This window comes from Pseudorhodoplanes sp. (genome assembly GCF_050250235.1).
Taxonomy (GTDB): Bacteria; Pseudomonadota; Alphaproteobacteria; order Rhizobiales; family Xanthobacteraceae; genus Pseudorhodoplanes.
The window spans coordinates 1-23,853 of record NZ_JBFWPA010000101.1 but is presented as its reverse complement, the minus strand read 5'-3'; the positions used below and the strand labels follow the sequence as shown (position 1 = coordinate 23,853).

Below are 23,853 nucleotides of genomic sequence, written 5' to 3'. Positions count from 1 at the left end.
GGTGGTAGTCGACTAGATTCGCGACCACTTTGTAGCGGAGGCTGCCTTCGATGATCGAGTATAATCAATCGCTTATATGAGTGATCTTCATTCGAGTTGCAGAGTGGCGCGAAGCCACCCCACATGCCAAAGGTAGCGCTCATCACCGGGATAACCGGGCAGGACGGTTCATACCTCGCAGAGTTCCTTCTGGGTAAGGGGTATGAAGTTCATGGGATTCGACGCCGAATCTCGCTGTTCAATACCGATCGCATCGATCATCTCTATCGAGACCCTCACGAGGGCCGCCCGAGCCTCACGCTCCACTACGGGGACATGACAGATACCAGTGCCCTAACGCGCGTGATTCAGCGAGTTCAGCCCGACGAAATCTACAACTTGGCCGCACAGAGCCATGTCCAGGTCTCTTTTGAGGAACCTGAGTACACGGCGAACTCGGATGCACTAGGTGCGCTCCGCCTTCTTGAGGCAATCCGAGTGCTGAAGCTGGTGGATCGTACGCGCTTTTATCAGGCATCTACGTCTGAACTATTCGGCCTGGTTGCCGAAACGCCACAGTCCGAGCGCACCCCATTTCATCCGCGCTCCCCTTATGGCGTCGCAAAGCTCTACGCTCATTGGATCACGGTCAATTACCGAGAGGCGTATGGTTTCTTTGCTTGCAACGGCATTCTCTTCAATCATGAATCCCCGGTCCGGGGTGAGACCTTCGTTACGCGCAAGGTCACTCGGGGGCTCGCGAGAATCAAGGTGGGGTTGCAAAAGCAGCTCTTTCTGGGGAACCTCGATGCAAAGCGGGACTGGGGCCACGCACGGGACTATGTCGAAGCTCAATGGTTGATGCTGCAACAACCTGTCCCTGGTGATTTCGTAATAGCGACAGGAGTGCAGCGTAGTGTGCGCGAGTTCGTTGACGCTGCCGCAGCGGCGATCGGCATGCCGCTTCGCTGGGAAGGGTCGGGGGCCGACGCCAAGGGTTACGACCAATCGGGAAGCTGCGTAGTTGAGGTCGACCCACGCTACTTCAGACCCGCGGAAGTTGACTCATTGCTTGGAAACGCAGCGAAGGCGCGGCAGATCCTCAAATGGGAACCGCGAGTGAAATTCGACGAGCTAGTCGCGGAGATGGCAGTAGCCGACTTGCGTGCTGCCGAGCGGGAACAGTTCACTCGCAGCGAAGGATTTCCAGTTTTCAACCGACATGAATGAGGATCGAAGATTGAAGTTGGATGGTAGTCGGATTCTAGTAACAGGCGCCGACGGATTCATCGGCTCGCATCTCACTGAAGCCCTGGTTCGTGCCGGGCATCAGGTACGCGCATTTATCCTTTACAACTCATTCAACTCCTGGGGGTGGCTTGATCATGCTGCTCCCGATGTGCGCGGAGGCTTCGAGGTTTTTGCCGGCGACATCCGCGATCCCCATGGCACCCGTGCCGCCATGCGGGGTTGTGACATCGTGCTTCACCTTGCAGCGCTGATCGCTATTCCGTACTCATACCACTCGCCAGACGCCTACGTTGACACGAACATCCGCGGTACTTTGAACGTTCTCCAAGCCGCGAGAGACCTTGAGGTGAAGCGTGTAGTCCATACATCGACTAGCGAAGTCTATGGGTCCGCGCGCTACGTTCCTATCGACGAAGACCATCCGCTTCAAGGGCAATCTCCTTATTCGGCGACCAAGATAGGCGCGGATCAGATGGCGCTTGCCTTTCATCGTTCGTTTGGTCTCCCGGTAACTATAGTTCGACCATTCAACACGTACGGTCCCCGTCAGTCGGCTAGGGCCGTGATTCCGGCGACGATAATACAGTTGCTATCGCACAAGGGGCCAATCCGCCTTGGCGCGCTGGATCCAACGCGAGATTTCAACTTTGTGGCGGATACGGTGCGGGGATTCGTCTGCGCGGCCGCATGTGACGATGCGGTCGGTGATGTTGTGAACATCGGTAGCAACTTCGAGGTTTCGATCGGAGAGACGGCAAGGATGATTGCAGAGATCATCGGTGTTCCCCTCGAGATCCATAGCGATGCACAGCGGATGCGTCCGGCGGCAAGTGAGGTGGAGAGGCTCTGGGCGAGCAATGTCCGGGCCAAGCAACTACTCGGCTGGGCTCCGGAATATGGTGGAAAGGAAGGCTTGCGGCGAGGCTTGGCGGAAACCATCGAGTGGTTCCGAGATCCTGCGAATCTGGCAGCATACAAAGCCGATGTCTACAACATCTAGCGACTCATACGTGGACGTCAATCGGGTCGTATCGGCAGTGGAGTCGGTATTGCCGCCTGGCCCAGGCGTGCTCTCGCTCCATGAACCGATTTTCACGGGCAATGAATGGGAGTATCTGCGCGAATGCCTTGATACGGGCTGGGTCTCATCGGCGGGCAAGTATGTCGATCGATTCGAGCGAAACCTGTGCGAGGTTACAGGTGCGCGCCATGCTGCGGCCGTCATGAATGGAACGGCAGCTCTGCATATCTGCCTTCTGCTGGCTGGTGTGCGCAGAGATGACGAAGTGCTCGTTCCCACATTGACCTTTGTCGCGACCACCAACGCAGTTGCCTACTGTGGCGCGACACCGCACTTCGTCGATGCGGACGTTCGAACGCTTGGTTTGGATGTCGGAAAGCTGGACGCATACCTCAGGGAAGTTGCCTGCCTCGAGGGCGAAGTTTGCGTGAACCGCCGCACCGGTGCAGTTATTCGGGCGGTCGTGCCGATGCATACGTTCGGGCACCCGGTAGACATGGACCCCTTAGTGGAGACCTGTCTCAGGTGGCGGATTGCCGTCGTAGAGGACGCTGCCGAGTCACTGGGATCCCGGTATCGTGGACGGCACACCGGTAACTCTGCGATGGTTGCGGCCTTGAGCTTTAATGGCAACAAAGTTGTCACGACAGGCGGCGGCGGCGCGATCCTGACGAATGATGCGGTGATAGCGCGCCGCGCGAAGCATCTAACCACTACGGCGCGAGTCGCGCAGAAGTGGTTCTTTATCCACGACGAGGTTGGATACAACTACAGAATGCCCAATCTCAACGCTGCGCTCGGATGCGCTCAGTTGGAGAATCTTTCGCAGTTTGTTGAAAGCAAGCGCTTGCTCGCGAAGAAGTATGCAGAGGCGTTGAGTGCTGTTGATGGGGTTTCGCTGTTTCTCGAGCAACCATGGGCTTGTAGCAATTACTGGCTGAATGTCCTGTTGCTTGATCGCCCGAACGCCCAGGTCCGTGATCAGATTCTGGAAGAGACTAATCGGCGCGGAATCCTCACCCGGCCGGTCTGGACGCTGATGCACAGGCTCCCCCATTTTTCTGCCTGCCCCAGGATGGACGTATCCGTTGCCGAGTCCCTGGAGGCGCGCATAGTGAATTTACCAAGTAGTCCGCGCCTGCGGCGCAGCAATGGCTAGCCGCAGGGTATGTGTCGTCAGTGGCAGCCGCGCAGACTACGGCTTACTGTACTGGGTCATGCAGGAGATTCGCGATCACCCCTTGCTTGACTTGCAGGTAGTCCTAACAGGAATGCATCTTTCGAGCCGGTTCGGGGAAACTTGGCGCCAGGTAGTGGCGGACGGCTTCCCAATCGACGCCCGGGTAGAGACCCTGCTGGAGAATGAGGATACGCCCGAAGCCATCACACGGTCGGTGGGGGTGGGTGTATCCGGGTTCGCGGGTACATTAACGACGTTGAATCCGGACTTTGTCGTCGTTCTCGGTGATCGATTCGAAATCTTTGCGGCAGCACAAGCGGCGCTACTGGGAAACAGGGTTATTGCTCACATAGCCGGCGGCGATGTCACGGAAGGCGCAGTTGACGAGGCGATGCGACATGCGATCACGAAAATGGCGCATCTACATTTCGTGACGAATGCCGATGCTGAAGCGCGCGTTCGGCAGCTGGGTGAGAATCCTGCACGTGTATTCAACACTGGAAGCCCGGGTTTGGACTATCTGAAACGAACGGTGCTGCTGTCCAGAGCATCTCTCGAAGAGGAACTTGGCATCCGGTTCCGCAAGCGCAACCTGCTCGTGACGTTTCATCCGGCAACCTTGGAAGCGGATCCTCCGGAGGTTCAGTTTGCCCAGGTGCTGACGGCGATTGACGAAATCTGTGCTGAACAGGAAACAACCGTCGTGTTCACACGACCGAACGCCGATGCGGGCAATGAAAGGATTTCGCGCCTTCTTGACAGCCGATCGGAGGAGAATTTTTACAGTTTCGTCTCACTCGGTACGAAGCGCTACCTGAGCCTCATGGCAAACAGCGACGTGGTCATCGGTAACTCCTCGAGTGGATTGTACGAGGCGCCGTCACTCAAGGTGCCGACCGTTAATATTGGGGAGCGACAGAAGGGGCGACTTCTGGCGAGTTCGGTGATCTCGTGCGCACCGAATGCTCGAGATGTGGCAGCGGCGATCCGCCGGGCATTCTTGCTAGATTGTTCCGGTACGATCAATCCGTATGGCGACGGGGAAAGTGCCCGGAGAATAATCGCAGAACTCGCGGCCGTGCCTGAGCCACGGGCGCTGCTCAAGAAGAAGTTTTTCGATGTGCGCTAATAAAGTCGAGCGGACGTTTGTGATCGCCGAGGCGGGTGTCAATCACAATGGATCAGTCGACATGGCGCGCAGGCTCGTGGATGCAGCGGTGGCTGCGGGTGCTGATGCCGTGAAATTTCAGAGTTTTCGCGCCGAGAATCTGGTTAGTGGTGCCGCGCCACGGGCATCGTATCAGGAGAGGAACGACCCTGGTGTCAAGAGCCAACTCGAGATGCTAAGGAAGCTCGAGTTGTCGGAAGAGTCGCAACGCATGCTGCGGGACCATGCGGCAGCCAGTGGAATCGAGTTCATGTCATCGCCCTTCGATCCGTGGAGCCTCGATTTCCTGGTTGACGTGCTTGACGTGCGGCGGATCAAGCTCGGATCAGGCGAAATCACGAACGGGCCTCTCCTGCTTCACGCCGCTCGCAAGCGCAGAGCCTTGATACTTTCCACCGGCATGGCAACGATCGAGGAAGTCGAGGCCGCGCTGGGCGTCATTTCGTTCGGACTAGTCTCGGATGAGGAGCCGCACGGGCGATCGTCGTTCTCTACTGCGTTCGCCAGCGATGACGGCCAAGCGGCGTTGTCGCGCCACGTTACGCTATTGCATTGCACATCCGAGTACCCTGCACCGATTGCCGAGATCAATCTCCGTGCTATAGACCAATTGCGGAAGCGCTTTGGGCTTCCAACGGGATTCTCGGACCATAGTGATGGCATAGTCGCGGCGATCGCTGCGACCGCGCGCGGCGCGGTCGCGATCGAAAAGCACTTTACCCTCGACACCAGTCTTCCCGGACCGGATCACCGCGCATCGCTAGAGCCGAAAGAGCTTGCTGCGATGATTGCAGGTATCCGCCAGGTGGAATTGGCACTGGGGCAGGAGCGGAAAGGCCCCACTCTTTCGGAGCAGGGCACGCTGCCGATCGCGAGGCGGAGTCTGGTGGCAGCCCGCGGAATCAGCCGCGGGGAGCGGATCCGGCCCGAGGACTTGGCAGTGAAGCGGCCGGGCACCGGTAAATCGCCGATGGAATTCTGGGAACTGGTGGGGACAGTTGCTGAGCGTGATTTCCGGAAGGATGAGTTGTTGTGATTGCGGAACACACCGCGATTGTCCTGGTCGGGGCGGGAGGTCATGCGAAAGTACTATTGGACGCGCTCGCGTTTTCCGGCAGGAACGTAATTGGTCTTACCGATGTGGACAGCAGGTTACACGGTGCCATGGTCGGAGGGGCGCCGGTGCTGGGAGATGACTCAGTGCTGAGTGAGTTCCCGGCATCCAGCACAAGGCTAGTGAATGCCGTGGGTACGGTCGATGTGCCGACGGGCCGAAGGCTGGTCTACGAGCGCTTCCGGGCATTGGGGTATGCGTTCATTTCCATCGCGCACCCCTCCGCAATAGTAGGTAACCATGTGGAAGTCGGGAACGGGGCGCAGCTTATGGCCGGAGTGATACTCCAGCCCGGGTCTACGGTAGGTGAGAATGCGATCCTTAACACCGGAGCCCAGGTAGACCACGACTGTGTTATCGGGGCGCATTCGCACATTGCACCTGGCGTGACCCTGTCCGGGAGCGTGCGGATCGGGGAATGTTCTCACTTAGGGGTCGGAGCTACCGTGATACAGGGTGTGCGGATAGGCTCCGGCTGCCTCGTTGCCGCCGGCGCGGTCGTTGTCCGTGATGTCCCGGATGGCGCCCGGGTCGCAGGCGTGCCTGCGAGGAGCTTGCGTCGATGAGCGAGTGGACGCGGTTGCTGCTCCCACCCGGAAGTACGGTGCGCGACGCCATCGCTCACATCGACGCGGGTGGCATGCAGATCGCTCTGGTTGCGGATGACCACAATAGGCTTCTAGGGACCATCTCTGACGGCGACGTGCGCCGTTGCATCCTGAGAGGAATCCCGCTTGATGCCCCAGCAGAAACGATCATGAATCGAGCGCCTACCGTAGTCCGTCCTGGCGAGGACAGGGATGTTCTGCTGGCGACCATGCGCGCGCGGCACTTGCACAGGATTCCGGTGCTGGACTCCGGGGGTCACATCATTGGGCTGGAAACCCTTGACGAACTTGTACGTCCGTCAGAACGCGAGAATGTTGTTGTGCTGATGGCGGGCGGACTTGGTACGCGATTGCGCCCGCTGACTGAAGAGCGCCCAAAGCCGATGCTGATGATAGGCAATCGCCCCATTCTCGAGACGATCATCCTGAACTTTCTGGATTGTGGATTCCGTCGATTTTTCATCTCGGTCAACTACAAGGCAGAAATGGTCAAGGAGCACTTCGGAGATGGCTCTGCATGGGGCGCGGAGATTCGCTATCTCCAGGAATCCGAACGCATGGGCACCGCAGGCGCATTGCATCTTCTTCCCGAGATTCCCGATCATCCAATGATCGTCATGAACGGGGATCTGCTGACAAAGGCCAGTTTCGGAAGTCTCATCGACTTTCACAATTCGCACCAAGCTGCCGCGACGATGTGCATCAGGGAGTACGACTTTCAGGTTCCATATGGGGTTGTGCGGACACAGGATCATCGCTTGATTGGTGTTGAAGAAAAGCCTGTGCAGCGCTTCTTCGTCAATGCAGGCATCTACGTACTTTCCCCTGATGCCGTGAGGCTTGTGCCACGGGGTTACTACGACATGCCGATGCTCTTCGAACAGTTGGTACAGATGCAACGAGAGACCGCGGTCTTTCCCATCAGGGAGTACTGGCTCGACATCGGGCACATCGCCGACCTCGAGAAGGCGCACGGCGACTTTGGAGTCCATTTCGAGTGATTGATCACCTCAAGGTGCTCGCCATCATCCCCGCGCGCGGGGGTTCGAAGGGAGTCCTGCGGAAGAACATCCGGAATCTCGCCGGTAAGCCGCTTATCGCATGGACCATAGAAGCGGCTCGTCGCTCACGGTATGTGGATCGAGTCATCGTCTCGTCGGATGACGCTGAGATCATTCGCGTCGCAGAACAATGGGGGTGCGAAGCGCCGTTCGTCCGGGATGCGTGTCTTGCGCAGGACGATACCCCGGGGATCGCTCCGGTGCTGGACGCGGTAGCCCGGCTACCCGGATACGATCTTGTAGTACTTCTCCAACCGACCTCTCCGCTTAGGGAGGCGGGCGATATAGATGCGTGTATCGAGAGTTGTGTGCGGGCGGGCGCTTCATCCTGCGTTTCCGTCACGTCTGCGCAAAGCCCGTACTGGATGTTCACCCTGGATGAAAATTCACGCATGCAGAATGTTATGGGTGTCGACAGTCTCCCCGAGAGGCGCCAGGATCTGCCGGCCGTGTATGCGCTCAACGGGGCGGTCTATGCGATACGGACGGAGTCGTTGACGAAGGAGCGCGCGTTAGTGAACAAGAAAACGCTGGGGTATGTGATGCCGGCTGAGCGGTCCCAGGATATCGACACAGAGCTGGACCTTGCGTGTGCAGAATTCTTAATTCAAAGGAAGCAGAATGGATCGTTACCCTAAGGCGGTACTCGGTGAAATAGACTTGGACCGGTTCGACGATGCCAAGGGACCGCTTGAGGCGAAGTATGGACTGCCGCTTCAGGTGCAGTTTTGCCGCAAATGTGTCATCTCAAACCAGCGACCGAACTCCGCGGTCGAGTATGAGCACACCAAAGCCAGCCGGAAGCAGACTATCCAGTTTGACGACGAGGGAGTCTGTGACGCTTGCCGGCTTGGCGAGCAGAAGCGCGGCACCATAGACTGGGCCGACAGAGAGCGACAGTTGAAGGAACTTTGTGATCGCCATCGGCGCAACGATGGCGGTTACGATTGCATTACGCCCGGATCGGGCGGCAAGGACAGCTTCTACGCCGCGCATGTACTCAAATACAAGTACGGGATGCACCCGCTGACGGTGACGTGGGCTCCGCATGTATACACCGATTGGGGATGGAGGAATCTTCAATCCTGGATTCACGCTGGATTCGACAACTTTCTTTGCACTCCCAATGGCCGCGTGCACCGGCTCTTGACGAGGCTTGCCGTGGAGAACCTGTTCCACCCTTTCCAGGCCTTCATGTTTGGCCAGAAGTCCCTCGCACCCAAGATGGCTCTCCTGCACCGGATCCCCCTGGTGTTCTATGGGGAGAACGAGGCAGAGTACGGCAATCCGATTGCTGACACGCAGACTGCCCGGCGGGACTGGTCGTACTTCGCGGCTGCCGACAAGTCAAAGATCTACCTGGGGGGCACTTCCCTCAAGGATCTGCGCGATCAGTTCGGCGTGGACGACAATGATCTGCAACCGTATCTCCCGGCAAATCCGGAGGAGATCGCCAAGCAGAAGATCGAGGTGCACTATCTCGGCTATTACTTGAAGTGGCATCCGCAGAGCTGCTACTACTATGCGGTCGAGAACGGTGGGTTTCAGGCGTCGCCCGAGCGAACCCCAGGCACCTACAGCAAGTACAACAGCATAGACGACCGTATAGATGACTTTCACTACTACACGACGTTCATCAAGTTCGGTATCGGCAGGGCGACTTATGACGCCGCGCAGGAGATCAGGTCCGGTGACATAACGCGTGACGAGGGGGTATCGCTCGTAAAGCGGTTCGACGGCGAATGGCCTGAGCGATTCGCGGATGAGATCTTCCGCTACCTGAGCATCACCGCCAAGGAGTTCCCGGTCGCCTCGCGGATGTTCGAGCAGCCGGAGATGACCCGGGACTACTTCATGGCTCTTTGCGACCGTTTTCGTTCGCCTCATCTGTGGAAGCGTGACGGGGGCAAGTGGGCACTTCGACATACTGTCTGGCAGGGCTCGGCAGGCTGAGCCCGAAGCGATGGCCAACGTAAGACTCATCGCACGCCTGGACATAAAGGGTCCCAATCTGATCAAAGGGATCCACCTAGAGGGGCTGCGCGTGATCGGAGACCCACAGCAGTTCGCGCGCGAGTACTACGAGCAGGGCGCGGACGAACTGATCTACATGGACATCGTGGCGAGCCTGTACGGGCGCAATAACCTGACGGATATCGTACGCCGCGCTGCACATGACATTTTCGTGCCACTTACCGTTGGTGGTGGAGTCCGCTCCACGGATGATGTCAATACTCTGTTGCGAGCAGGTGCGGACAAGGTAGCGATCAACACGGCGGCAATCTCACGGCCAAGCCTGATCACCGAAGTTGCGCGGCGCTTCGGGTCGCAGTGCATGGTATTGTCGATCGAGGCAAAGCGCGTCGGCCCGGAGCGCTGGGAGGCGTACACGGACAACGGGCGCGAAAAGACCGGTTTTGACGTGATCGACTGGGTAAGCAGGGCCGAGAAGCTTGGTGCGGGCGAGATCATGCTTACGTCGGTCGATCAGGAAGGTACGCGGAAGGGCTTCGACACGGCATTGGTGAGGGCGGTCGCGGCGAGCGTTTCCATACCTGTGATCGCGAGCGGGGGCATGGGCGCCATCACTGATCTGGTGGAAGTGGTCGAGAATGGCCATGCCGACGCGGTGGCGATGGCCGACGTGTTGCACTACAAAAGGATGGGGTTGCGTCAGATCCGCGCGGCAGCCATTGCAGCGGGTCTTGGAGTGCGTGAGGCATGAATCGCAAAGTCACGATCGTCGACTACGGCATCGGAAACCTATATAGCGTCGCTCGGGCGTTCGAGGTAAGTGGTGCCACCGTTCGCGTTACCGAGAATCATGAACACATCGACGATGCCGACCGCATCGTTTTACCGGGCGTAGGCGCATTCGAGGATGGCATGAAGGGCCTTGCACAGCGCGGGCAGATCGAGCCTATTCGGCAGTTCATGGCTTCCGGTCGTCCTTTCCTTGGCATATGCGTAGGCATGCAACTGCTGCTCGACGTGGGTGAGGAGTTTGGCGAGCACGCAGGTCTCGGGGTAATTCCCGGACGTGTTCAACCAGTCCCAAGGACGGGAATAGACGGTAAGCCACATCGAATCCCGCACATAGGATGGAACATACTCGTACATCCTGAGGGTGCGGGGAACGCATGGGAGACTGGTATTCTCCGGGGCCTTCCGGGCCACCCGGCGGTCTACTTCGTTCACTCGTTTGCCCCGGTGCCGGCGCTCCGTGAACACCGCCTCGCCGACTCCCTCTACGACGGTCGACGCATCTCTGCGGCGATACGCTCTGGGCAGACTTACGGTGTCCAGTTCCATCCGGAGAAGAGCGGGCCGGTGGGGCTGAAGATCGTTCAGAACTTCCTTTCCCTCTAGCATGCTCGAGATCGCTCTGATAGGTGCAGGGCAGCTCGGCAGCCGCCATCTACAAGGGCTGGCGCTGCTCGATGAGGCTGCGCGAGTTACCGTGGTTGATCCGACCGTGGCCGCACTTGCAGTCGCAAAGGAGCGCTTCGAGCAGGTGAAGCAAGACAGGATCACGGCGGTGTTCACGCAACATATTGGCGATCTGCCCAAGCGCCTCGACGGCGCAGTCGTCGCCACGGCGGCAAACGTGCGGCGGAAGGCGATCGAATCACTCCTACAGCAGTCGGAAGTTAAGGTCGCGTTGCTGGAGAAGGTCCTCTTCCAGAGAGCGGAGGACTACGCGGCGGTCGGGACCCTGCTGGAGCAGGTCGGGACGCGGGCCTGGGTCAATTGCACGCAGCGGCTCTGGCCCTTCTTCCGCGACTTGCGCCCGCGCACGCTCGGCGGATCGAACATCTGTATCGGCGTGACCGGCGCGCAATGGGGCCTTGGTTGCAATGCGATCCATAACCTCGACCTGCTGTCGTTTCTCACCGGGAGTGCAGACTGTCACCTTGTATCCGGGCTGGATGCAGGCACCATCCCGAGCAAACGACAAGGATTCATCGAATTTACCGGCACGCTGTATGCGCTTGGATTGCGTGGCAACCGGGTGGTGCAGACTTCATATCGGGACGGCGATGCACCATTCTCCTTTCAGGTGCGGGCAGAGGACTTCCAGGCAAGTTGGAATGTGCAGGACGAATCGATGCGGTTCGCCGAGGCATCGACCGGCTGGAAGTGGAGCGAAGAGAAGGTAAGCCCGCTGTATCAAAGCAAGCTCACCCACCTCGTGCTTGGCGACATGCTGAAGGATGGAACCAGCGCCCTGCCGACCTATGACGAATCCAGCGCACTTCACCTGAAGATGCTTGACGTCTTTCTCGGCCACCTTGGGCCACACGCTACTTCCTGTGACATAACATGACCGACCCCGTCGACTTCGCATGCCGGGAGGTTTCCCCGCGAGCAATTGCGCTGGCCGTGCAGTTCCTCGTGATGTCATGATCCGACGGATCGCTCGCTCCATGCTGGGCCTACTCAGGCGCGCCATCGGGATACCTAAGCTGGAAGCATCGATTCGCGAATCCCACCGTTCGCTCGCGAGCTTGCTGGAAGAGAAGAAAGCCAAGTCGTTTGCGCAGAGCATGCCACTCATCCTGTCGGGAGAGGTGAGCCAGGACGACCTGCTGCACCTGTGCGGCCTGATGGCTCCCGCTGGCGTCGAGGGATTTCGTAAGATACGGCTAGGCAATGCGCACGATGGTGGCTACATCTTTCTGGATGATTTTCAGGAGATCTCGCAGGTGATCTCGTGCGGCATCTCGAACGACGTTACCTGCGATCTCGCTTTTGCGGAGCTGGGTAAGCCTGTCGTGCAGTTTGACCACACGGTTGACGGCCCGCCAGTACCGCATCCGAAGTTTCAGTTCAGAAAGCAGGCGATCGACGCGCTCGGCACGATTCCCGGGTCAGTGCGACTTTGGGATGTCGTCAGTGAAGTCGGTGATCCAGCCAGGACGGATCTCCTGTTGAAGATCGATATCGATGGTGACGAGTGGACCACCTTCGCAGGTTTCCCGGTCGATAGCCTCAAGCGATTCCGCCAGATATCCTGCGAGTTTCACTGGTCATCGAAACTCGCCGATCCGGAACATTTCGCGCTTTGTCTGCGCGCGGTGGAGAACATCCGCAAGAGCTTCTTTCCGGTCCATGTGCATGCGAACAACTTCGTCGGCTTCGCCAATGTCATGGGGGTGCCGATCCCTGAGGTGTTCGAGGTGACGTTTGTCAATGCATCTATCTACCGAGCCGGCAAGGCGCAAAAGGAGCCCCGCAGCGAGCTGGATAGCCCGAACAATCCCGATGCTCCAGATCTCTATCTGGGATCGCCGTTCCGAGTCGGCTGATTTCGGCGCGGCTGATCTGGCTCCCGCATGGCAGGCGTTACACAAGACAAGCAACGCGTCCTGGTCGTCGCCCATACGACGACCTTTCTCACGGAACTTTCGCTCTTCGGCCAGCTGATCAGGACTAGAACTGATGCCGAGGTCATCTTTTACTGCGCATTCCAGCACTGGACGGCAGACGAGTTCGCGCGAAGCTGCGCAACGGATGGAATAGCCTGTCTGCTGGAGCCCATAGGGGAAGGCCTGGCGCGGCTGGAGATGAACTGCTCGACACGTGCCAATCCGGGATCTGGCGCGGGCAGTGACGGCACCGGTGTCTGGCCCCGTATGCTGGAGCGCGCAATTGCAGCATTGCCGACAGTAGGCGCGAGCTTTGATGCTGAGCGTCGCGCATTCGCGGCACGAAGAAGGGATATCGAGGCGCTGCTGGGTGCAGTCCAGCCGCGCCTGCTGGTGCTCGGTGGCGAGATGCCCGGTTACGACACGGGGATCTTCGTAAAGGCGGCACACGATGCCGGAGTCCCGGTGCTGATCGTGCCATCGACCATGTCCAACGGGCTTGAGCAGGCCGAGGTCTACTACGGCGACCCCAGCTACCATGTCCGTGGCGTGGTGCGGAACCTGATTGCTGCGCTATTCCCGAGATGGGTGCGTCGACATAAAGACCGGCGGCTGTTTCGCTGTCCGCCCGGACGGGTATTGGCGATGGAACTGGCCGGCATAGCGCCGCCTTTGCCTTGGATCTTCAACAGCGGTCATGCCGATGCGGTTGCGATGGAGAGCGAGGCGATGATCGACTACTACGTCGAATCCGGCCTGGGGCGCGACCGGATGGTGCTCACTGGCGCACTCTCCGACGACGTGATGACGAGTCGGCTTCAGCATGCCCGGGGCTTACGGGAAGAACTCTGTCGTCCGCTCGGACTCGATCCGGATTTCCCGATGTTTCTAACCGCGCTGCCCCCTGACTTTCTCTATGTGACCGGGGGACGTCCGCAATGCGATTTTGACGATTATCGGCAACTGGTCCTGTTCTGGATTGACTCCCTGGCTGACCTGACCGGCTGCAGTTGCCTGGTGGCGCTCCATCCATCGGTGGACGTCGAGTCGATGCGGTGGATCGAGCGGCCAAACGTGCGAATCGCGCCAGGGCGAACCGCGAGCCTGGTGCCGCTCTGCGATGTCTATGTCGCAAGCATCTCCTCGACCATTCGCTGGGCAATCGCATGTGCCAAGCCGGTGGTGAACTACGACGTTTATCGATATCGATACACGGATTTCCTTGGCCTGAAGGGTGTACTGGCGACCGAAGAGCGCGGCGAGTTCCGCGAGCTGCTCCAGCGCCTTGCCGGCGACGCGTCGTACCGGGCGCAGGTTGCCGAGGAACAGAAGCGCAGCGCCGCCCGGTGGGGGCTTCTTGATGGGAAGGTTGGCGACCGCATGCTGGCGGTGGTCGCGAGACTTTCCGGAATAGGCGCGGGACATGGGCGTCCTCGCGGAAGCGAAAATGAATCCGCCCCTGGCCAGATGGTCTGAGCGCTCAATGACCGCCAGAGTCGCAGCGCGGGATGTCAATCGTCGCGGTATCGATTTCGGTCGATCGAGTTGCACTTGGCTGCTCCGCGACGAGGATAGTCGGGGGACCTTTGCCCTCGACGCAGTCCTCGCCATTGGTCCATCTGAAGCCCCAATCGAGCGATACGTACTTACGGCGCAGGTGTTTGCTGGCAACGTCTATGCAGGCTCCGGGCTCTTCAAGCTCCCGCCTTACGGGTATAGCGCCGCGTTCTCGGAAACACGGTTCCGAATCTTCCGCGATCCGGTGCATGGCCAGGCTGGGGGTGGTGATTCCGTTGGAATGCACTCAGACCTGTTTCGTCTCGTCAGCATCGACCTGCATTCGTGCCCGTGCCGGGAAGTGCAAGCTGACGAACTGATCTCCGGTGCTGTAGCGCCAATGCGGTTGCTGGCCAGAATCGACATCGCCGAAGGGCCGGGGTATCCGGCGCATTCGCTCGAGTTCCCGGTTCGCCACATCAATCGGGATGCCCCCAGGGGGCGGTTTCAGGTTGAGACCGGGCCGGTGCTCTCCCTGGAAGCCGGCATGGCTGGCCTGCCCGGCCTTCTGCGCCGCGCGTACGTGATGTTCGGCGCCCTGGACCGTGCAGAGCTCCTGCTCGACACGCCGCGCAACGTGGACGCAGCACAGCGCTGGAGTTCCTCCATATCCCTACGGTGCAAGGTCACCATTTTCCAGCTCCAGGCATGAACGCGACCTGTGCCATCAATGCGCGCCTCCCGCGGCGTGTTTCGGTGCCGGGATGCCGGATCGAGTATCCTTCGCCGTCAAGACCCGGGGTAACGGGGTGAACCGGGCTCAGCAGCATCACCAGCAGCTCCAGACGGCCCAGAAGGGTGCTATGGAAGACCATGAGTCGCGCTCCATTTTCGAGCGCTACTTCTCGGATGTGGAGTTCCACGACCGGTATCAGGCGGATCGCGCCCAAGCGGTGGATGTACTTATCCCGATCATCCATACCAACGACCTCTGGCGGGCCAACCTGCTGTCGATCTATCGGGAGATTCCGGTCGCCCGCCTGCTGCTGGGGGATGGCGGCTGCATCGACGATTCGCTCGAAATCGCACGTGCCTTTCCCCGCGTCGAAGTGCTGGATCACCGCAACTTTGTCTCCCTGGGCTACAGCATCCGCCACCTCATCGAGGCGGTGCAGACCGAATGGTTCGTCTACCTGCACTCCGACGTATTCCTGCCCGCGGGCTGGTTCGACCGGATGGCCGGGCGCCGTGGGGAGTTCGACTGGTTCGAGTGCAACCAGCGTATCACCGTGATGGCCGATTACCTGTTCGACGCGACGAAGCTGGAAAGGGCGTACTCGGGCAGCCAGATGGGGCGCAGGGCGGCATTCGACAAGGTGATTCCACGTATCGACGACGACTATCTGTACCGCAACGAGGACATCATCATCTCTGAGCTGGTGCGCGACGCGGGGTTCCGCTATGGAAAGGTGGGTGAGACGTTCCATTTCCACCAGGTGATGCACAAGCCGAGCCGTTGGCGGCGCGCCATCAAGCGCGTGTCGGTGGATCTGGAACTGGGCCGGGACGAGGAGATCCGGGCGAACGAAACCTATGTGCTGGGCATGGCCAAGTACACTGACCCGGAGCACATCACGCGCGATATCTTTCTGTCTGTCCGGACGGCCATAGATGAACTGGTGCGTATCGAAGCAGCCCCGCGCGACGAGCTTCTCGCCCGGGTGAAGGAACTCAGCCCCAAATGGCATGTGATGCTGGCGGCGACCTGGCCGCTCAAGCGGGATTCCGCTGCCTATGCGCGCGTCCGCGACGCAACCGCTGATGCGGTGATCGCTCTTGCAAACGCGTATCGTTGGGAAGGTGTCACCGGCGTGCTCCGAAAGGTGTTACGCAAGCTATGGCGTAGCGTGCGAACGGTCATCGCGTATGGCATTATTCGTCTGGCACGCGTCCTCGGTGCGCGACAGCAGTCGGAGGCGAACCCGGGGGTAAGGCGCGACAAGCGGCTGGCAGACAGGGTTGTCGCGCTCGCGATCTTCTTCCGCGACTATGGGCTGGTTGCAACAGCCAAGATGGCGATGGCCAAGCTCAGGCCGTCGCGCTAGTCGATTCGACGCTTGAATATTCAATCCGCTTGCAGGTATCAGACATGACGCTACCTTCGTTCTCCTCACCGCTGATGCAGTCGCTGACAGTGGCGCTGCTCGGCTCGCTATTCGTGCTCTACGTTGCGCGGCGCGCACTGTCGAAGCAAGGACGAAGGGTCCCGCGGCGCGTTATGTATGGCTTCCCGCTAGCCGTGTTGCTGGCGACTTTCATTGCCGATGGGATGATGACGGTGGATGTCGGCACCGTGCGGGTAGTGTCGTTCCTGGGGCATGTCCGGCCGCAGCCGTATGCGGCCGGATTCCATGTCGTCGTGCCCGGCTCGCGGCACTATCCGATCTCGGTTCGCCGCCAGTTGTTCGAGCTTTCCGGCGGCTCGCTGGATGCGCCCGAGCCGGCGGTCGGGCCGGCTGCGTCCCCGTCCCCTGCGCCCGCTGTGCCCGCGCCATCCGCCGCGGCCCTCGAGGCCCAGAGAACCATAGCGCTTTCCCTGGATCGCATTCCGCTTTCCGTGGACGTGGCGTTCCCCTATCAAGTGTCCCCGGAACTCGCTTGGAAGGTCTATGCCATCGTTGGCTTGAACTACGAGCAGCAGTTGCTGATGCCTGCCGCTCGGGCGGCGATGCGAGATGCTGTAGGGACATTCGCCTGGACGGACGCGGTAACGACAAAGCGGGCCGAAATGGAGGAGCGCATCCATTTGATATTCCATAGTTTGGTGAAGGACAACCTCCGGATCTCCGGCTTCTCCCCGGACGAGGCGGGCAAGGCGTTCAGCCTCATGCCCCCGCAGATCCGGCGTCTCGCACCGCCACGGCGCATCCTGGCCGCGGTGGCCGAAGCGAGGGCGGCAGAGGAGGACCTGAAGCGCCAGGAGGTGCTGAATGAGATTGCCGCCCGGGAGGCCGAGCGGCGGGCCAACGAAGGCGTGGGTGTGCGCAAGCTCTTCGACCAGTTGCCAAAGGGTATGTCGACCGAGCAGGTACGCCAGCTACTCTATGCGCTGGCGGACAAGCAGCGCGCCGATTCGCTGCAGCGCGCCGTCGAGAAGAACCAGGTCAAGATCATAGTCATGGGTGGAGGGGCGAATCCGCAGATTGCGGTTCCCGCCCAGTAAGGTTACGGGATGGGGCACATCCAGCAGTTTGAGCACGGTTGCCCATGAGCGAGGCGCAGCAGACGGACCCGGAGCGAGGCGAGCCGCCGCTCTTCAGCGGCGACAACCTGGAAGAGCGTCACCGGGCTACGCATCGGATCGAGCCAAACCGGGTCGTCCAGGGCTTCGGCCTCGACGAGATCTGGGCTTATCGCGAGCTGATCCTAGGGCTGCTGCATCGGGACGTCATGGCGCTGAAGAACCAGACGCCTACAGCCTGGTTCTGGCGCGCACTGCAGCCTATGTTCACCATCATCGCGTATACGCTCCTCTTCGAGCAGGTCGGCAAGGTGGACTTCGGCACCGGGGTGCCATACTTTTTCATGATGTCCGCAGCGATGCTGCCATGGTCCCTCTTCTCCGCGATCGTGACTGGCGCGGTCTCCAGCATCGTGGCGAATGCCGGGTTTTTCGGAAAGGTATACTTCCCGCGGATTATCCTGCCGATCGTCAGCGTCACCAACGCGCTGGTCGATTTCGTCCTCGCCACGGCGCTGCTCTTCGCGCTGCTGTTGTACATGGGCATGCCGCTCAACGCCAACCTGATCTTCGTTCCGTTCTTCGCGCTCTGGGCACTGCTGATGGGCCTTGGCTTCGGCCTGTGGCTTGCGGGGCTCAACGCGCTCTATCGGGACATCTACCAGAGTCTCGGGTACGTAATTCAAGTCGGCTTCTTTTTCTCCCCGATCGTCTATCCGACCGAAGCCATTCCCGAGCGTTACCAGGAGCTGTATCACCTGAACCCCTTCGTGGGCATCATCGAGGGGTTCCGCTGGGCCTTTCTGCAGAAGGGCAACCCGCCGGGAGAGAATGACTTCATTGCTTTCGGTCTCACCTGCGCGTTCGTGCTGTCGGGAATCTGGTTTTTTCGCCGCATCGAGCGCGTGTTCGCAGACGTGATCTAGCCGCATGAGCACTTTTGCGATACGAACCAGCAAGCTGGGCAAGCGCTACCGGCTCGGTACCCTGTCGCAGCAGACCTATACAGGCTATGACATCCTCGGGTTTGATCTGCCGCTACAGCGCCTGTGGCCGATCATATTCGGCGACCCGATCGATCAACCTTCGCCGAACGACTTCTGGGCGCTGCGCGACCTGGACCTGGAGGTGAAGCCGGGCGAGGTGGTTGGCGTGATCGGCAAGAACGGCAGCGGCAAGAGCACGCTGCTGAAGATCCTCGCCAGGGTCACCGAGCCATCGACCGGATATGCCGACGTACATGGTCAGGTCGGGAGTCTGCTCGAGGTAGGAACGGGGTTCCATCCCGAGCTTACCGGGCGGCAGAATGTATACTTAAACGGCTCGATTATGGGGATGACACACGCCCAGATCGACCGGCGCCTGGACGAAATCATCGCGTTCGCCGAAGTCGATCGCTTCATCGATACGCCGGTAAAGCATTACTCGTCCGGCATGTACATGCGCCTCGCATTCTCGGTGGCGGCGCACATGGAGTGCGACATCCTGATCGTCGATGAAGTGCTAGCTGTAGGCGACATACATTTCCAGAAGAAGTGCATAGGCAGGATCGACTCCGAGGTCAAATCGGGGAAGACAGTGCTGTTCGTAAGTCACAACACGAGCATGATCATGCAGGTATGCACCCGCTGCATCCTGATGGAGAATGGTCGCTTGGTTGAGGACGGCCTACCGCAGGTCATCGTCGAGAGCTACCTGTCCCGTGAAATGACGATTGTGGCGGAGCGGACATGGCAGCCCCGGGACGCCCCTACCACCGAGGAGCGCTCCTTCCGCCTGCGCGCGATCCGGCTCAGGCGATCCACCGGCGAAGTTTCGTCGAGGTTCGATGTCAAGGAACCTATCGTCGTCGACATGGAATGGGATGTTCTCGTCGCGCGATTTGCGCTGAACGTGCACATCTACGTCCGTCACGAATCGGGGGTCTGCGTGTTCCTGTCCATGGACAACCTCGATTCCCCGTGGCGCGACACGGTAGCCCCGGTAGGGCGCTATGCGGCAACCTGCGTTATCCCTGCGCACTTCCTGAACGAGGGGATGTTCACCGTTGAGTTCCTGATCTGCACGGCGCCGACCACGACCGAGTATTGCAGCTATCCGGACGCGGTCACGTTCTATGTCATCGATGACATGCGAAACGAAGGCGTTCGCGGCAACTGGAATCGGGAGTGGTTCTCCTCCATCTTGCGGCCCCGCCTGCAATGGAAGCATGCATCGGTAGCGCCGCTACTCGCCGCGGACGGGGATGACATCTCGATGAATCAGCGGGCGACATCCATCGGTGGATAGGGACCCAGTTCCTGCAAGCGTTATGGAGAAATCTCGACAGATGCGGCCAATGCTGGAAGTCAACACCATCGAAATGGACCCACCCGCCCGAGATCCCGAGTATGAGAAGAAGCTCGCGCTGGGAAAGGAGTTGAACGAGGCACTCGAGCTCTATCGGTTGACCGAGGAACTGGATCGCCTGGCGGCCGTGATCAAGGCGCAGTCAGTAGGCGACAAGCTCACGCCGTCCCAGTACGCCCAGCTCAAGGCGCACCAGGAAGACACGATGGCGGTAGAGCAGCGGCGGAAATACTTTCGCGAGACCGACCATCGATCCAGTTTTCATGGTATCGCCTACTACGCGATCAAGAGCCTGCTTGGTCGGGACTCCTCTATACGGTCCATCCTCAACATCGGCTGCAACTACGGATACATGGACTACCTGCTCGCAAAGGAGCATGGCCTCGTCTCTGTGCTCGGGGTGGATGTCAACGACGATACACCGAGCAAGAACGCCGACCTCGTGCTGCCGAATTTGAACTTCCGAGCCGGATATGCCCTGGACCTGCTAGAAGCCGGCGACATCCGCGCAGACTTGGTGTACATGTCTTCGACGGCAACAGTCATCCGGAACGAAGAGATCCGGCGGTATCTGCGTGTGCTGAGTGGCTCGGCAAAGTACGTACTCTTTAGCGAGCCCGTATGGCTGCGCCCCGGCAATGTGCTTCAGAAGGGGCTGGATATTTCCGTTACCGAGTCGGTGCCTGCGTACGTCCAGAGGAATCCGCTGACGGGAAGCTACGGCTACCTCTGCTGGAACCACAATTACGCTGGTCTCCTGGAGTCGGAGGGCTTTGAGGTGATCGACTACAGGTTCTACCGTCCCGAGTTCACCTATCTCTACTGGTGCCTCGCGTTGGGTCAGAACACGAACGCGCGACTTTGGGAGTGAGAACCTGTACGGATGACGAAAAAAGATATCACCATGTTGATACGCATCCTCGGGCGGTCGATGAATGCTGGACTTTCCTGGCTCGGACTGAGGTTGCTCAGAAAGCATACGTTTGATGGGTATGTTCAACGCGAAGCTGCGGCGGCCATCGAGATCCACCAGCTAAAGGGGGAGCGCGAAGCACTAGAACAGCGATATCACGCTAGTGAGGGAGTCCGGTTGAGCTTGGAGGCGCGGCTTCAAGCAACGCAGGAGCGCCTCCGGGAAACCGCGAGGCTGGCGGCGTTGAAGCGAAAGGCTGCCGGTGGCACTAGCGAGTCAGCGGTCGCGGTTGTTCTCGTAACCACCACGACACAAATCAGCCAGGCAGAATTGCTTCTCACGGAACTTCGCGTTGCGCGCATAAGGCCAATCGTCGTGTCGTACGTAAGCGCGCACTATGGCGTTCTGGTCGAGATGTGCAGGTCGCAGGGAGTCGGGGTGGTGAATCACGAACTGAAACCGCTTCATCTCGTGGAGGATCTGCCGACCGATATCAGCTTCCAGGCCACCTATCGAACTCCGGGCAAAGTCTCGTACGCAAACCGGCATGCCGAGTGGTCACGCTTGGTCGAAGACAAATGGGTTGTACCTGCAAGATTGGGCGACGAACTTCAGTTCCAGAATGGATTGCGCGAGGCCTGTTCCGGATTTCTCCACCAGGCGGGTGCAGACATCTTGCTGTTGTTCGAGGACAACGCTGAATCCGAGACCGGCATCTGGGTGGTTGCGGCTCGGGGGCTGGGCGTCCCTTCCGCGATCGTGCCATTCACGATAGCTGACGAGAAGGAGCCGGCAGAGGCGCACGTGAACGATCCCATGTTCGCTGCGGATGCAAATGCATACAACAGGCTTGTCGCGCAACTCTATCCGCAATGGGTGCTTGAATATAAGGGCAAGCGACTACTCCGCAGGCCGGGCATCTCCGCCGTTGCCGCCGAGTGGCTGGGCGTTGCGCCGCCTTTGCCCTGGATCCTGAACAGCACGCTGGGCAATGCCATAGCGGTAGAGAGCCGGGCGATGCTTGACCACTACCGCAGACTCGGCGTGCCGGAAGACAAGCTGGTGCTGACCGGAAGCCTGTCGGACGACATACTGTTCGCTGCTCGCGAAGCAGGCAGGTCCGGTGTCAAGTGCATGATGCGCAATGGCGATGAGCGAGTTCTGCTGTGCGCGTTTCCACCAAATCAGCTCGGTGTGGGAAGGCCGAAATGCGAGTTTCGCGACTATGCCGACTTGATGGAGTTCTGGCTTACGGAATTGGAGACGCTTCGCGGCTGGAAGATTGTTATTCGGCCGCATCCGTTCATGCCGGCAGGGGACGTTGAGCTGCTGCGACGGTCAGGTTTCTTTGTTTCCGACGCTCCGACAGCGAAGCTTATTCCCGACTGCGATCTGTACGTGGCGAGTGTGTCGGCAACCATACGCTGGGCGTTGGCCATGGGAAAGCCGGTACTGAACTATGATGTGTTTGCGTACGGGTACGTCGACTACAATTCTGCTGGGGCAGTGTTCCAAGCAGGGACGAAGGCAGAGTTTTCATCCGCGTTGCAGGCATACGCGAACGACGAGCGATTCCTGCGTGATCAGGCAGAGGTAGCGGTCAAGGAAGCAGGATACTGGGGCGAGATAGATGGCAAGTCATCGCAACGGTTGCGACGGTTGTTCGAGCATCTCATGAATGGTGCAGATGCCGGCGCGCCAGTCTCATCCGGCACGCCGTACGAGCTCGCGGAATAGCAGACGCGGCGGCCCCTGCGCGGCGAGGGCTATCGCGAAGCGCGTACAATGCGCGCCGGACGGGCTGTTCATGCCCCGGCGAAGGCACGAGCGCGGCAGTCCGAAACCATCCGACCAGGTACCCAAGCACCATGCATCCGAGGCTTAGATACTATCCGCACCACGCGGACTATCTCGTGCACGCGAACGAGTACCGCCCGTTCATTACGTCGATGGGCGAACCCAACTACCGGTCCGCGTCGCTGAATACCGATGAGTTCGGCTTCCGAGTGCAGCACTATTACGACGGCAGGCCAGTGGATTTCCGCGACCTCGCGCACCGCGTATCGGAGTGCAACCTGATGCTGGGCGGAAGCACCTTGTTCGGCGTAACCGCCAGCAGCGACGAGGCCACGATCACCAGGCACCTGACCAAGCCGGGCCTGCCGTGCGTCAACTGGGGGCAGCGTGGCGCGACCGGCCAGCAGGAACTGCTGCTTTACCTGCTGCTCAAGTACCTGCTGCCGCCCCAGCGGAATATCGTGCTGCTTTCGGGCATGAACGACGTATGCATCGCCATGCTGCCCGGCGCGATGAGCTACCCCGCGATCGGCGGCGTGTACAGCGAGGATGTCTTCTTCCGCGGATTCCTGGAATCGGAAACACCGGGACAGCAGTTAACCAATGAACTGAGGAGGGCGCACGAGCGCTTCGATGAGCTTTGGCTGAAGAACGACAACTTTCGGAGGATCGCGCGACTGTTCCTTCAAGGTGGCGTACGCAGAGTCGAGCTAGAGCCCCCGGCAATCCAGGCCGATGAGCAGTTCGGCATCGTATGCAGGCTGGTTGCGAATACCTTGCAGACTTGGGGGTGGCTGCAGGCCGCTACCGGGGTGCGGGTTCACTACGTGTTGCAGGCCTCGATCGGCTGGACCCGAAAGCCCTTGACCCAGATGGAGTCCGAATGCTTCGAGGAGGACCTGCGCAGGATCGAGAGCATGAAGCGCTTCACCGATCGCGGGCTCTACCTCAAGTTCCGCGAGCATGTCGAGCGGGCATGCAATGCAGCCGGATTGCGCTTTTGCGACGCGAACGAATGGTTCAATGAACCAAGGTTCGGCGACGAGAACCTGTTCACCGACTCCTGTCACTTCAATGACCACGGCAACAGGCTCATGGCCGACCTGCTTGCCGAACGCCTGGAGTGGAAGTAAAGCCGTGACGTTGATACTGAGGATACTCTCCCGCACCTACCTCACGTGGCTGCGAGTTCGCGACGTCGATGACGCGATGTCTGCAACTGCGCGGGCGATCAAGACCTTTCGGGCAGACACGAACTATCCCTTCTACTAGCTGACATGCGGCTGATCAATCTGCTGGCAAAGC

The 23,853-nt window shown here is 59.6% G+C and carries 23 protein-coding genes; 22 read left to right on the top strand and 1 reads right to left on the bottom strand.

Annotated elements, in window-relative coordinates; all coding sequences use genetic code 11:
- Positions 1-123 precede the first annotated feature (123 nt).
- From gmd to AB7F49_RS29075, 15 genes are all read left to right on the top strand, one after another.
- Positions 124-1,209, top strand: a complete 1,086-nt coding sequence (gene gmd, locus AB7F49_RS29145; protein ID WP_428528975.1) for a GDP-mannose 4,6-dehydratase — start codon at positions 124-126, stop codon at positions 1,207-1,209.
- Between the two features lie 10 nt (positions 1,210-1,219).
- A complete protein-coding gene (locus AB7F49_RS29140; protein WP_428528973.1) occupies positions 1,220-2,230 on the top strand; it encodes an NAD-dependent 4,6-dehydratase LegB in 1,011 nt (336 codons plus the stop codon).
- Between the two features lie 10 nt (positions 2,231-2,240).
- Complete coding sequence (locus AB7F49_RS29135) at positions 2,241-3,410, top strand: LegC family aminotransferase (protein WP_428528971.1); 1,170 nt, start codon at positions 2,241-2,243, stop codon at positions 3,408-3,410.
- Complete coding sequence (gene neuC, locus AB7F49_RS29130; protein ID WP_428528969.1) at positions 3,403-4,560, top strand: UDP-N-acetylglucosamine 2-epimerase; 1,158 nt, start codon at positions 3,403-3,405, stop codon at positions 4,558-4,560. The genes AB7F49_RS29135 and neuC overlap by 8 nt, the downstream gene beginning before the upstream one ends.
- Positions 4,550-5,635 carry an N-acetylneuraminate synthase gene (gene neuB / locus AB7F49_RS29125; RefSeq protein WP_428528967.1) on the top strand — a complete coding sequence of 362 codons (1,086 nt, stop codon included), beginning with the start codon at positions 4,550-4,552 and terminating at the stop codon, positions 5,633-5,635. Before neuC ends, neuB begins: the two co-directional genes overlap by 11 nt.
- On the top strand, positions 5,632-6,279 hold the full coding sequence (locus tag AB7F49_RS29120) for an acetyltransferase (RefSeq protein WP_428528965.1): 648 nt from the start codon (positions 5,632-5,634) through the stop codon (positions 6,277-6,279). Before neuB ends, AB7F49_RS29120 begins: the two co-directional genes overlap by 4 nt.
- Positions 6,276-7,322 carry a nucleotidyltransferase family protein gene (locus tag AB7F49_RS29115; protein ID WP_428528964.1) on the top strand — a complete coding sequence of 349 codons (1,047 nt, stop codon included), beginning with the start codon at positions 6,276-6,278 and terminating at the stop codon, positions 7,320-7,322. Before AB7F49_RS29120 ends, AB7F49_RS29115 begins: the two co-directional genes overlap by 4 nt.
- Positions 7,319-8,020: a cytidylyltransferase domain-containing protein gene (locus AB7F49_RS29110; RefSeq protein WP_428528962.1), complete on the top strand. Its 702-nt coding sequence runs from the start codon at positions 7,319-7,321 to the stop codon at positions 8,018-8,020. Before AB7F49_RS29115 ends, AB7F49_RS29110 begins: the two co-directional genes overlap by 4 nt.
- A 22-nt stretch (positions 8,021-8,042) precedes the next feature.
- Positions 8,043-9,335 carry an N-acetyl sugar amidotransferase gene (locus AB7F49_RS29105; RefSeq protein WP_428528960.1) on the top strand — a complete coding sequence of 431 codons (1,293 nt, stop codon included), beginning with the start codon at positions 8,043-8,045 and terminating at the stop codon, positions 9,333-9,335.
- Positions 9,336-9,345: 10 nt separating this feature from the next.
- Entirely contained in the window at positions 9,346-10,107 is a 762-nt protein-coding gene (gene hisF / locus AB7F49_RS29100) for an imidazole glycerol phosphate synthase subunit HisF (protein WP_428528958.1), read from the top strand.
- Positions 10,104-10,751 carry an imidazole glycerol phosphate synthase subunit HisH gene (gene hisH / locus AB7F49_RS29095; RefSeq protein ID WP_428528956.1) on the top strand — a complete coding sequence of 216 codons (648 nt, stop codon included), beginning with the start codon at positions 10,104-10,106 and terminating at the stop codon, positions 10,749-10,751. Before hisF ends, hisH begins: the two co-directional genes overlap by 4 nt.
- Position 10,752: 1 nt before the next feature.
- Positions 10,753-11,709, top strand: a complete 957-nt coding sequence (locus AB7F49_RS29090; protein ID WP_428528954.1) for a hypothetical protein — start codon at positions 10,753-10,755, stop codon at positions 11,707-11,709.
- 100 nt (positions 11,710-11,809) lie between these two features.
- Complete coding sequence (locus AB7F49_RS29085) at positions 11,810-12,691, top strand: hypothetical protein (RefSeq protein ID WP_428528952.1); 882 nt, start codon at positions 11,810-11,812, stop codon at positions 12,689-12,691.
- A 27-nt stretch (positions 12,692-12,718) separates the two neighbouring features.
- A complete protein-coding gene (locus AB7F49_RS29080) occupies positions 12,719-14,227 on the top strand; it encodes a hypothetical protein (RefSeq protein WP_428528950.1) in 1,509 nt (502 codons plus the stop codon).
- Positions 14,199-14,960: a hypothetical protein gene (locus tag AB7F49_RS29075; protein ID WP_428528948.1), complete on the top strand. Its 762-nt coding sequence runs from the start codon at positions 14,199-14,201 to the stop codon at positions 14,958-14,960. Before AB7F49_RS29080 ends, AB7F49_RS29075 begins: the two co-directional genes overlap by 29 nt.
- Here the strand turns inward: AB7F49_RS29075 and AB7F49_RS29070 are convergent.
- Positions 14,935-15,123 carry a hypothetical protein gene (locus AB7F49_RS29070; RefSeq protein ID WP_428528946.1) on the bottom strand — a complete coding sequence of 63 codons (189 nt, stop codon included), beginning with the start codon at positions 15,121-15,123 and terminating at the stop codon, positions 14,935-14,937. The two genes, AB7F49_RS29075 and AB7F49_RS29070, sit on opposite strands and share 26 nt — an antisense overlap.
- Here AB7F49_RS29070 and AB7F49_RS29065 point away from each other — a divergent pair.
- From AB7F49_RS29065 to AB7F49_RS29035, 7 genes are all read left to right on the top strand, one after another.
- On the top strand, positions 15,112-16,353 hold the full coding sequence (locus AB7F49_RS29065) for a glycosyltransferase (RefSeq protein WP_428528944.1): 1,242 nt from the start codon (positions 15,112-15,114) through the stop codon (positions 16,351-16,353). The genes AB7F49_RS29070 and AB7F49_RS29065 overlap by 12 nt on opposite strands.
- 29 nt (positions 16,354-16,382) lie before the next feature.
- Positions 16,383-17,471, top strand: coding sequence for an SPFH domain-containing protein (locus AB7F49_RS29060; RefSeq protein WP_428528942.1), 1,089 nt, complete (start codon positions 16,383-16,385; stop codon positions 17,469-17,471).
- A gap of 44 nt (positions 17,472-17,515) precedes the next feature.
- Entirely contained in the window at positions 17,516-18,415 is a 900-nt protein-coding gene (locus AB7F49_RS29055; protein ID WP_428528941.1) for an ABC transporter permease, read from the top strand.
- Positions 18,416-18,419: 4 nt separating this feature from the next.
- Complete coding sequence (locus AB7F49_RS29050; protein WP_428528939.1) at positions 18,420-19,778, top strand: polysaccharide ABC transporter ATP-binding protein; 1,359 nt, start codon at positions 18,420-18,422, stop codon at positions 19,776-19,778.
- Positions 19,779-19,827: 49 nt separating this feature from the next.
- Complete coding sequence (locus AB7F49_RS29045; RefSeq protein WP_428528937.1) at positions 19,828-20,709, top strand: class I SAM-dependent methyltransferase; 882 nt, start codon at positions 19,828-19,830, stop codon at positions 20,707-20,709.
- A gap of 12 nt (positions 20,710-20,721) precedes the next feature.
- The gene (locus AB7F49_RS29040) at positions 20,722-22,488 is read left to right on the top strand and encodes a hypothetical protein (RefSeq protein ID WP_428528935.1); all 1,767 of its coding nucleotides are present in this window, start codon (positions 20,722-20,724) and stop codon (positions 22,486-22,488) included.
- A 176-nt stretch (positions 22,489-22,664) separates the two neighbouring features.
- The gene (locus AB7F49_RS29035; RefSeq protein ID WP_428528933.1) at positions 22,665-23,681 is read left to right on the top strand and encodes a hypothetical protein; all 1,017 of its coding nucleotides are present in this window, start codon (positions 22,665-22,667) and stop codon (positions 23,679-23,681) included.
- Positions 23,682-23,853: the final 172 nt, after the last annotated feature.

Excerpts from the sequence above, each read along its gene's own strand:
- AB7F49_RS29040 (WP_428528935.1), top strand. The coding sequence starts at position 20,722 with ATGACGAAAAAAGATATCACCATGTTGATACGCATCCTCGGGCGGTCG.
- hisH (WP_428528956.1), top strand. The coding sequence starts at position 10,104 with ATGAATCGCAAAGTCACGATCGTCGACTACGGCATCGGAAACCTATAT.
- AB7F49_RS29055 (WP_428528941.1), top strand. The coding sequence starts at position 17,516 with ATGAGCGAGGCGCAGCAGACGGACCCGGAGCGAGGCGAGCCGCCGCTC.
- AB7F49_RS29115 (WP_428528964.1), top strand. The coding sequence starts at position 6,276 with ATGAGCGAGTGGACGCGGTTGCTGCTCCCACCCGGAAGTACGGTGCGC.
- neuC (WP_428528969.1), top strand. The coding sequence starts at position 3,403 with ATGGCTAGCCGCAGGGTATGTGTCGTCAGTGGCAGCCGCGCAGACTAC.
- hisF (WP_428528958.1), top strand. The coding sequence starts at position 9,346 with ATGGCCAACGTAAGACTCATCGCACGCCTGGACATAAAGGGTCCCAAT.
- AB7F49_RS29065 (WP_428528944.1), top strand. The coding sequence starts at position 15,112 with ATGGAAGACCATGAGTCGCGCTCCATTTTCGAGCGCTACTTCTCGGAT.
- AB7F49_RS29085 (WP_428528952.1), top strand. The coding sequence starts at position 11,810 with ATGCTGGGCCTACTCAGGCGCGCCATCGGGATACCTAAGCTGGAAGCA.
- AB7F49_RS29075 (WP_428528948.1), top strand. The coding sequence starts at position 14,199 with ATGAATCCGCCCCTGGCCAGATGGTCTGAGCGCTCAATGACCGCCAGA.
- AB7F49_RS29070 (WP_428528946.1), bottom strand. The coding sequence starts at position 15,123 with ATGGTCTTCCATAGCACCCTTCTGGGCCGTCTGGAGCTGCTGGTGATG.
- AB7F49_RS29050 (WP_428528939.1), top strand. The coding sequence starts at position 18,420 with ATGAGCACTTTTGCGATACGAACCAGCAAGCTGGGCAAGCGCTACCGG.
- AB7F49_RS29090 (WP_428528954.1), top strand. The coding sequence starts at position 10,753 with ATGCTCGAGATCGCTCTGATAGGTGCAGGGCAGCTCGGCAGCCGCCAT.
- neuB (WP_428528967.1), top strand. The coding sequence starts at position 4,550 with ATGTGCGCTAATAAAGTCGAGCGGACGTTTGTGATCGCCGAGGCGGGT.
- AB7F49_RS29080 (WP_428528950.1), top strand. The coding sequence starts at position 12,719 with ATGGCAGGCGTTACACAAGACAAGCAACGCGTCCTGGTCGTCGCCCAT.
- gmd (WP_428528975.1), top strand. The coding sequence starts at position 124 with ATGCCAAAGGTAGCGCTCATCACCGGGATAACCGGGCAGGACGGTTCA.
- AB7F49_RS29045 (WP_428528937.1), top strand. The coding sequence starts at position 19,828 with ATGCTGGAAGTCAACACCATCGAAATGGACCCACCCGCCCGAGATCCC.